The organism is Methylorubrum sp. Q1 (assembly GCF_004683995.1).
GTDB lineage: Bacteria > Pseudomonadota > Alphaproteobacteria > Rhizobiales > Beijerinckiaceae > Methylobacterium.
Genome location: NZ_SRHQ01000111.1, coordinates 1 through 277 on the forward strand (window position 1 = coordinate 1; position 277 = coordinate 277).

The 277-nt window shown below is 62.5% G+C and carries 1 pseudogene; it reads right to left on the reverse strand.

Annotated features, from left to right (window positions below):
* A pseudogene (locus E4V01_RS25485) lies at nt 1-190 on the reverse strand (IS3 family transposase); the annotation flags it as partial.
* Between the last annotated feature and the right edge of the window lie 87 nt (nt 191-277).

Consider the following 277-nt stretch of genomic DNA (forward strand, 5'->3'; position numbering starts at 1 on the left):
GTCCTTCATCTTCCTGGCCTGATCGTTCTGGAGGCCGCCGAACTCCTTGCGCCAGCGGTCAGAGCTCTGCTCGGAGATCTCCGCCTCCTTGCACGCCAGCGACAAACTCGTGCCCTGGGCGGTCTGACACCTCGATCTGGCGCAGCTTCAGCACGACCGGCTCCGCGCTCGTCTTCTGTCCTGGCCGCATGTCCGACTCCTTCGGTCCTGGCTGATCCTCTCAATCAGCCCGGCCCAAAGACAGCCGGTCAAGTCAAAACAGGCTCTCAGGACCAAT